Origin of the sequence: Actinoplanes sp. NPDC048791 (genome assembly GCF_040650095.1) — a bacterium.
Classification (GTDB): Bacteria; Actinomycetota; Actinomycetes; order Mycobacteriales; family Micromonosporaceae; genus Actinoplanes.
Map to the genome: position 1 here is coordinate 1 of NZ_JBEZGQ010000354.1, position 7,629 is coordinate 7,629.

Consider the following 7,629-nt stretch of genomic DNA (forward strand, 5'->3'; position numbering starts at 1 on the left):
GGTACGAGGTCAGCGCAGTCCTACCGCTACACACCTGACAGCCGTCCAGCCTCCGGGCCTTCGCCGGGGCGCGAACCGGCCGCCGCACGCCGATCGCGGCGCTCCTCGACCCGACCTGGTCAGGAGGCGACCTCAGGCGAGTTCACGGTCGCCCCCGGGCTGGCTCCGGGCCTCGCCCTGGTCCTCAGCCGCGCTCCACCAGGGCGTCGACCAGAACGGTGGCGCTTCGGTGGGCGGCCGCCACGATCTCTTCGTCGGTGAAGTCGCCCTGCGCGGAAGCCTGGACGGCGGCGTTGATGCTGAGCAGGGCCATGCGCAGCTGAAGCGCGTCGACCGCAGTGCGGTGAGGCAGCAGCGCCACGAGGGCGTCGATGAGTTCGGCGAGGGCTGAGCCGATCCGGTTGTCGCCCTGCGCCGTCAACGAGCGCACAAGCAGGGGATTGGCGGACAGGAAGCGGAGGCCATGCAGCTTGTCCGCCGAGAACGAGTCCACCCATCGCAGCACCGCCGCCTTGACGAGTTCGATCGTCTGCGGCTGCGCAACAACCCACTTGAGCAGCTGTTCCGCCTCGTCGCCACGTTGCGCGAACAAGGAGCGGACGATCTCCTCCTTGCCGGCGAAGTGGTAGTACAGCGACGCCTTCTTGATGCCCAGCGCATCGGCGATCTGGCGCATCGACGTCGCGTCGTACCCCTGCTTGGTGAAGAGCTCCAGCGCGACCCGCAGGATCGCCGCCCGGGTCTCCGGCCCCGAGCGGCGCGACGGGCTGAGGTCGGGTGTCGTGGACATGAGGCCACACTAGCCTACCTACCGGTAGGTAGGCTAGTGTGGCGCCGAGCGAGCAGGCATGGAGGAAGCGATGAGCCAGTACACCGTCGTCCGCGAATACCGCTATCCGATCGAAGAGGTGTGGCACGTCCTGACCGATCCCGAGTACGTCGCCCAGTGGACAACCACCGGTCGCGGCGGACGCCCCGAGGGCTACGCCGCGGTGGCCGGCACCAAGTTCCGTTTCGTGGGAAAGCCGACCGTGGGCTGGGCCGGCGTGGTCTATTGCGAAGTCACCGACGTCGACGCGCCCCGGACACTGCGTTACACGTGGCGGGGCGACGAGGACAGCACCGCCGTCACCGACGTCACGTACCTGCTCGAACCGATCGCCGGCGGCACCCGGTTCACCTGGACGCACACCGGCTTCACCGGGCCGGCCGGCTTCGCGATGTCCAAGCTCCTCGGCAACGTACGCCGCAAGATGCTCACCGAGGGCGTACCGCCGATCCTGGCCGCCCACCACGCAGCGCGCTCGGCACGCCGTCCCGAGGCAGAGGACCGTACGGGCTGAGAAATGTCACCGTCCGTCGCTACCATGTCGGCGTCCCGCATCCCGCGAACCCCGGAGTCGACCTTGCCCGTGCCGTGGCCGGACGGTGGCCCCTGGGTCCTGGCCACCACCTCGGCGTCCGTCGACTGGCAACCCGCTGCGGCAGCCCTGGCCGCGGCGTCAACGGTTCGCGTGGCCGCGCTGGTCTTCGGAGCCGAGTCGCCGCCCGGGCAGCTGCTGCTCGGGGAGCTCGCCACCTTCCTGCAAGCCGGCGATGGTGCGGCCGACCCGCTGAGCGTGGACGAGGCTGTCGCCCTGGTACGCACGCTGGCCCGCACCCACGGACTGGTCCTGGTGATAGGCGTGCCGGGCCTGCTCGTGCCGACCGGGCGAGCCGGCTGGACGCTGATGGACCTCGCCGTGGCAGTGTCCGCCCCGGTCGTGGTCGTCTCCGGAACAGGACCGGACGCGGCAAACCACACAACACTCGCCCTCGGCGCGGTGGCCGGCCACGGCCTCACCGCCGCAGTCATCACCGTCGGTGACCCACCCGACAGCGCCCAGAGCGCCGAGGACAACGGCGAAGCTACGCCGGCGGACACTGCCCCGCGGCCGGAAGGCGATTCAGCGACCGCCGCCGCCGACCCTCCGCCCGTACCGGATCACGAGGCCGGCATGCCGGTCACACCGGCCGGACGAATCCCCGCCGACCCGACCGACCACACCGACGATCTCCCCACTGCCGCCAAGCACTGGCTTCACCCCCTGCTGCACGCCTCAGCCGGCCGCCCGAAAACCGAAACCCCACCCCCACCACCGCAAACCCTGCCACCCCCAGCCACCGCCAGCGGCAAACGAGTAGTCCTCCTCCTCGCCGGCGTCTTCGTCTCCATGTCCCTTGTCGTCTGCGGCCTGGCCTTCTGCCAGCCGACCGCGCGCACCGTGGCCACCCTGGAGCAGGTGACCGTCGAACCGGCGCCGCGCACCCAAGAGCAAGAGCCGGAGAGGCCACGACCGAGACCGAGACCGGTCAGTGACGTCTGCCCGCAGAACCAGGCCCGCGTCACCCCGACCACGCCGGACCGGGCCACCACCAAGCGTGTCAACGCAGCCTGGAAGCGCATCGAGACCTGGCTGGCCGCCCATGCCCCGGCCACCCGCCGCTCCCTGCAACCGCCCGCCGACGCCAAGCGGATCGACGCCGCGCAGCGTCGCATGTCTGTCGCTTTTCCGGCTGACCTGGTCGCTTCCCTGAGGCGGCACGACGGCGTGAGCCACACCAGGGGGACCGCTTTCACCCTGCCGTTCTTCTACGGTCCGATGCCCGTGGGCGACATCCCCGCCGAGTGGCTGACGCTGTGCGGCGTGCTGGTCGAGGTCTTCGGCCAGCAGGACAGCACCTGGTGGGACAAGGCTTTCGTGCCGTTCGCGTCCTCCGGTGACGGCGGCAACCTGTTCGTGGACCAGCGTCCCGGCAGCCACAGCCGGGTCGGTGAGTTCTACAACGAGGACGGCGTCTCTTTCGAGGAGTGGCCCGCCTCGGTCGCCGAACTACTGGAGAAGACAGCCGAATCGCTGGAGACCGGGCGTGCGTTCGGCGGCAGTTACCGGCCCAAGGTCACCAAGCAGGGCGTGCTGGAGTGGGACGTCCACTAGGGAGCGGAGCGGGCCGGCTCGGGCAGCGGCCGCCCCGGACCGTACGTGGTGCCGGCCCGGTCGCGTTCCAGCCAGCCCGTGTCGACCAGCATCCGGCGTGTCCCGGCCACCTCGTCGGTGACCTCGGCCAGCCGCTTGTTGATCTCGTCCTCGGCATACAGGCCGTCCAGCGCCAGGTGCCGGGCCAGCAGTTCGCCCATCAGCGCGTACCGGTCGCTGAGGGTCGGCGGCAGGCCGGTCAGCCGGCCGTGCGAGAAGTTCGCGCGCAGCTGCGGATAGTCCCGCAGCAGCGCCGTGATCGGCTGCAACCGGTCCACCGCGTCGGCCGCGTCGCGCAGCCCTTCCAGCTTCGCGCGGTAGAAGCCGTTGCCGGAACCGATCGCCACTCCCAGGCCGACCAGCCGGGCGCAGGCGTCTCCGACCTCCGGCAGCGGCCGGTCGAGGGCGTAGGACAGCTCTCCGAGGGAGGCACCTTCCTTGCCGCGGCGGGCGAGCTCGGCCAGGGCGAGCAACCGGATCGGCACGGACAGCTGGGCGAGGACCTCGGCGGCGCGGGCGGCTTCGACGGACATCCCGCCAACGTAGTCACCGCTGGTCGGGGCGCGCACCTGCATTTCCCGTACGGGTCAGGCCCAGGACCGTCAGCACCATGGTCACGTGCGGTTGCATACCGGTGAAGGTCACCTCCACGCCGGACAGTGAGCCGGCCATGAACGCGTCGCGCAGCACCGCCGCTCCGGCCGCGTCCACCAGCGGAACTCCGGTCAGGTCGACGACCAGTGGGCCGGGCGCGGCCAGGGAGACGGCGGCGTGCAGGCGGTGCCGCAGCCGGTCGGCGGTGTCCCGGTCGATCTCGCCGCGTACCCGGGCGGTCAGCGCCGTGTCGCCCTGCCGGATGTCGATCCGCAGGCTGTCCGGGCCGTGGGTCTCGTCCTGGCCGTTCCACGGCGGCGGGACGTCGCTCAGCATGGCCGCCCGCAGCCAGGTCAGCGCCTGCTGCATCAGCCGGGAGACCTGCATCTGGGAGACGCCCAGCTGTTCGGCGATCCGGGCCTGGCTCTGGTTGCCGAAGAAGTGCCACGCGATGATCCGCTGGATGCGGTGCGGCAGCGTCCGGACCAGCTCGGTGACCGCGAGCCGGTCCGGGAGCCCGTCCATCGTCTCGTCGGTGCCGAAGAGGTCGCCCGGAAGGACGGCGACCCCCGCAGTGGCCGGGACCCGGGGACGGTCCGGGAAGTGCCGCTTGAGCTCGGCGCAGACGGTGATCACCGCGAAGGCCGTGAACGAGCCGCGCGCCGGGTCGTACTGGTCGACGGCCTTGATCAGGCCGAGCCGGGCGACCTGCTCGAGGTCGTCGAGCGGCTCGGGGCGGTCCTGGTGGCGGCGGGCCAGCCGGTCGGCCAGCGGCAGATCAGTTCGTCGCGCAGCGCTCGGCGCCCCGCCGGGCCGGCCCGCATCCGGTCCTCGGCGTAGGCCTTCGCGGTCGCGTCCAGGCCGCATCGATCGTCATCGTAGGAGCTGCGCATCCGGTACCGACGTTAGTGCTCACGTGGGGGACTTTCCAAGGTCGCAGGATTGAAACTCGGCAGAGCGGGGCATACGTGCGCGTGTGCTCCGTAGACGATCTTCGTCGACCGTGCTGTGGCCCGTTCTGCTGGGGCTGGCCGGACTGCTCCTGAGCGGTTGCGGTTCGGTCGATGACCGCGCCCGCGCCGCGGATGACGTGGCCGTGCGGCTGCTGACCGCGGTCGCCGATCGCGACGGCGTGACCGCGTGCGCGCTGCTCGCCCCGGACACCGCCGCTGAGCTGGCCGCCGACGCCGAGAAGCCGTGCTCCGAGGCCGTCCTCGAGGAGGAGCTGTCCGAGCCGGGCGCGGTCACCGGCACCGACGTGTACGGCCAGTGGGCCCAGGTCCGGTTCGCCGGTGACACGGTCTTCCTGGCGGTGTTCCCGGGCGGCTGGCGGGTCGTCGCGGCCGGCTGCACGCCCCGGCCAGAGCGCCCCTATGACTGCGCGCTGAAGGGGAGCTGAGCCATGCGATTCCTGTTCGTGCTGCTGCTCGTGGTGGTCGGCGCCGGGCTGGCGTACTTCATCACGCTGGGGGTGCTGCACCGGTGAAGCGTTTCGTCCGGGAGAACTCCCTCGGTCTGGTCTTCGGGCTGCTGTTCCTCGTGGTGCTGGTCGGGCAGGCCTTCGCCGGGCACGCCGACTTCAATCAGATGCAGCTCAGCGAGGGACTGCCGGAGGTGTCGCTGGGGCGGTACCTGACCTCGGCCAGCTTCGCCACCGACGTGGCGGAGAACTGGCAGTCGGAGTACCTGCAGTTCTTCCTCTACACCTTCCTGACCGTGTGGCTGCTGCAGAAGGGCTCGCCCGAGTCCAAGTCCCTGGACGAGGCCGGCCGGGAGTCGGACCGCGAGCAGAAGGTGGGCCAGTACGCCACCGACGCCTCGCCGAAGTGGGCCCGGGCCGCGGGCTGGCGCCGCACGCTGCTGTCCAACTCGCTCGGCCTGGTGATGGGTCTGATCTTCCTCGGCTCCTGGCTGGCCCAGTCGGTCGCCGGGGTGGCCGCCTACAACGAGGAGCAGCTCGGCGACCTGCAGCATCCGGTCTCCTGGGGGCAGTATCTGCGGGAGCCGGACTTCTGGAACCGCACGCTGCAGAACTGGCAGTCCGAGCTGCTGGCCGTCGCGTCGATCGCGATCCTGGCCATCTATCTGCGCCAGCGCGGCTCCCCGCAGTCCAAGCCGGTGGGCGCGGCGCACACCGACACCGGCATCGAGGGGTGAGCGCGCCACCATCGGGTATTTCCGTCGCTGACCCGGTTTGGGACGCTTCGTCACCGGTAATGTCGCTTGCGGTACGGCAACTATTGCAGGGAGATCTCGTGAACCCGAAGACCGCTCGGCGTGCGACTGAGGACAATCCGCTGACCAGTACGCGGACCGCCGGGAACGCCGACGATCTGCTGCGCGCGATGGCGGCGATGCCGGCGGCCCACCCGTCCCGGCCGGCGCTGCGCGAGCGGGCCATCGAGGCCTGGCTGCCGCTGGCCCGCCACCTGGCCAACCGGTACGCCGGCCGCGGTGAGCCCGCGGACGATCTGCTGCAGACCGCCACGGTCGGGCTGATCAAGGCCGTCGACAAGTTCGATCCCGGCCTCGGCACCGACTTCGCCGGGTACGCCATCCCCACCGTCATCGGGGAGATCAAGCGGCACTTCCGGGACCGCACCTGGGCGATCCGGGTGCCCAGGCGCCTGCAGGAGCTGCGCCTGGCCATCACGGCCGCCAACAACAGCCTCACCCACACGCTGGGCCGGTCGCCGACGGTGGCCGACATCGCCGAGCACCTGGAGATCACCGAGGAGGAGGTGCTGGAGGGCCTCGAGGGCGCGCGGGCGTACAACGCCACGTCGCTGTCGACCCCGGTGGGCACCGACGGCACGACCGAGCTGGGGGAGACCCTCGGCGGTGAGGACAACGAGTACGCGCTGACCGAGGCCCGGCTCGCGCTCGGCCCGGCCCTGGCCTCGCTCGACGAGCGGGAGCGCCGGATCCTGACGCTGCGCTTCTACGGCAACCTCACCCAGACCGAGATCGCCGAGCAGGTCGGCATCTCGCAGATGCACGTCTCCCGCCTGATCACCCGGGCCCTGGCCAAGCTGCGCGGCAAGCTCGGCGACGACACCATCTGACGCGGCGGCGCGCGCCCGGGCGGCCGGGCGCGCTTCACCCTTCACGGCCGCCGGCGGTACGCCCGGCGCAGCAGCAGGTCCACCGCGGCGTAGCAGCCCAGTCCCAGCACGACGACTGCGAGCCGGCCGTACCAGTGCGCCAGCGGGGTGCCGGCGATCAGATCGGTCCCACGCAGCCCGCGCAGCATCACGAGCAGAGCGAACGGCACCAGGGCGGCGCCGATCCATCGACGATTGCCCTGCGGCTCGCTCATGACTCACGACCGAGGCTGACGAACGGGCGCTCCAAGACAGACACCGGGGCGACGACCGGGCCCGCGACCGGGCCGGCCGAAACGGTGGCGAGGCGCCGGCGGCGGGCCAGCAGCACGATCACCGCGGCGTACCCGAGCAGCACCGGCACGTCGATCGCCGCGAGCTGCCACGGCATGTCCGCCGCGGTCTCGTCGGCGTAGAGCGTGCCGGACGCCGCGCTCAGCATGCCGGCGATCAGGTTGTTCATCACGTGCAGGGCGATCGCGGCCTCCAGCCCGCCGGTGCGGACGGTCAGCCACCCGGTGACCACGCTGAACAGGATCAGGTCGGCGAACCCCCACGGGGTGCCCCAGCCGTGCAGCGCCGCGAACACCACCGCCTGCACCGCGATCGGCACCCACGGCCCGCGACAGATCGAGCCGACCGCCTGCAGCAGCCAGCCCCGCGTCAGGTACTCCTCGGCGGCCGCCTGCAGCGGCACCACCGCGACCAGCACCAGGCTGCCCGCGATGAACGGCCCCCAGCCGGCCAGGCCGTCGCCCAGCCCGACGTCCTCGCCGGTCGCCGCGGCCAGCGCGATGCCCCCGCCGAGCAGCACCGCGACGTCGGCTTCGACGACATCCCGGACTCGTCCTCGTTCATCCCGCCCCTGACCACGGTGCACCAGGACTTCGCCGAGGTGGGCCGGCGCTGCGTGC

General features: G+C 71.4%; 10 protein-coding genes. 5 read left to right on the forward strand and 5 right to left on the reverse strand.

The genetic code is table 11. The annotated features are described in order from the left end of the window. Window positions 1-184: 184 nt before the first annotated feature. A complete protein-coding gene (locus tag AB0C29_RS23970; RefSeq protein ID WP_360823967.1) occupies window positions 185-790 on the reverse strand; it encodes a helix-turn-helix domain-containing protein in 606 nt (201 codons plus the stop codon). Between the two features lie 70 nt (window positions 791-860). Between AB0C29_RS23970 and AB0C29_RS23975 the strand changes: the two genes are divergently transcribed. Beyond that, a complete protein-coding gene (locus tag AB0C29_RS23975) occupies window positions 861-1,343 on the forward strand; it encodes an SRPBCC domain-containing protein (protein ID WP_360823970.1) in 483 nt (160 codons plus the stop codon). Window positions 1,344-1,367: 24 nt separating this feature from the next. Further along, window positions 1,368-2,978, forward strand: a complete 1,611-nt coding sequence (locus AB0C29_RS23980; protein WP_360823973.1) for an SMI1/KNR4 family protein — start codon at window positions 1,368-1,370, stop codon at window positions 2,976-2,978. On the opposite strand, the gene AB0C29_RS23985 is transcribed toward AB0C29_RS23980, so the two are convergent. Beyond that, complete coding sequence (locus tag AB0C29_RS23985; RefSeq protein ID WP_360823976.1) at window positions 2,975-3,550, reverse strand: DUF2087 domain-containing protein; 576 nt, start codon at window positions 3,548-3,550, stop codon at window positions 2,975-2,977. The genes AB0C29_RS23980 and AB0C29_RS23985 overlap by 4 nt on opposite strands. Window positions 3,551-3,563: 13 nt before the next feature. Continuing rightward, window positions 3,564-4,478 carry a sigma-70 family RNA polymerase sigma factor gene (locus tag AB0C29_RS23990; protein ID WP_360823979.1) on the reverse strand — a complete coding sequence of 305 codons (915 nt, stop codon included), beginning with the start codon at window positions 4,476-4,478 and terminating at the stop codon, window positions 3,564-3,566. Window positions 4,479-4,614: 136 nt separating this feature from the next. Here AB0C29_RS23990 and AB0C29_RS23995 point away from each other — a divergent pair, with 136 nt between their 5' ends. The 3 genes from AB0C29_RS23995 (at window position 4,615) to AB0C29_RS24005 (ending at window position 6,676) form a co-directional block, all read left to right on the forward strand. Then, window positions 4,615-5,010, forward strand: coding sequence for a hypothetical protein (locus AB0C29_RS23995; RefSeq protein ID WP_360823982.1), 396 nt, complete (start codon window positions 4,615-4,617; stop codon window positions 5,008-5,010). An 83-nt stretch (window positions 5,011-5,093) separates the two neighbouring features. After that, a complete protein-coding gene (locus tag AB0C29_RS24000) occupies window positions 5,094-5,768 on the forward strand; it encodes a DUF6766 family protein (protein ID WP_360823985.1) in 675 nt (224 codons plus the stop codon). Window positions 5,769-5,956: 188 nt separating this feature from the next. Beyond that, the gene (locus AB0C29_RS24005; protein ID WP_360823991.1) at window positions 5,957-6,676 is read left to right on the forward strand and encodes a SigB/SigF/SigG family RNA polymerase sigma factor; all 720 of its coding nucleotides are present in this window, start codon (window positions 5,957-5,959) and stop codon (window positions 6,674-6,676) included. Between the two features lie 41 nt (window positions 6,677-6,717). Here AB0C29_RS24005 and AB0C29_RS24010 read toward each other — a convergent pair whose 3' ends face one another. Beyond that, on the reverse strand, window positions 6,718-6,930 hold the full coding sequence (locus AB0C29_RS24010; protein WP_360823988.1) for a hypothetical protein: 213 nt from the start codon (window positions 6,928-6,930) through the stop codon (window positions 6,718-6,720). Further along, window positions 6,927-7,529, reverse strand: a complete 603-nt coding sequence (locus AB0C29_RS24015) for a CPBP family intramembrane glutamic endopeptidase (protein ID WP_360823994.1) — start codon at window positions 7,527-7,529, stop codon at window positions 6,927-6,929. The genes AB0C29_RS24010 and AB0C29_RS24015 overlap by 4 nt, the downstream gene beginning before the upstream one ends. Between the last annotated feature and the right edge of the window lie 100 nt (window positions 7,530-7,629).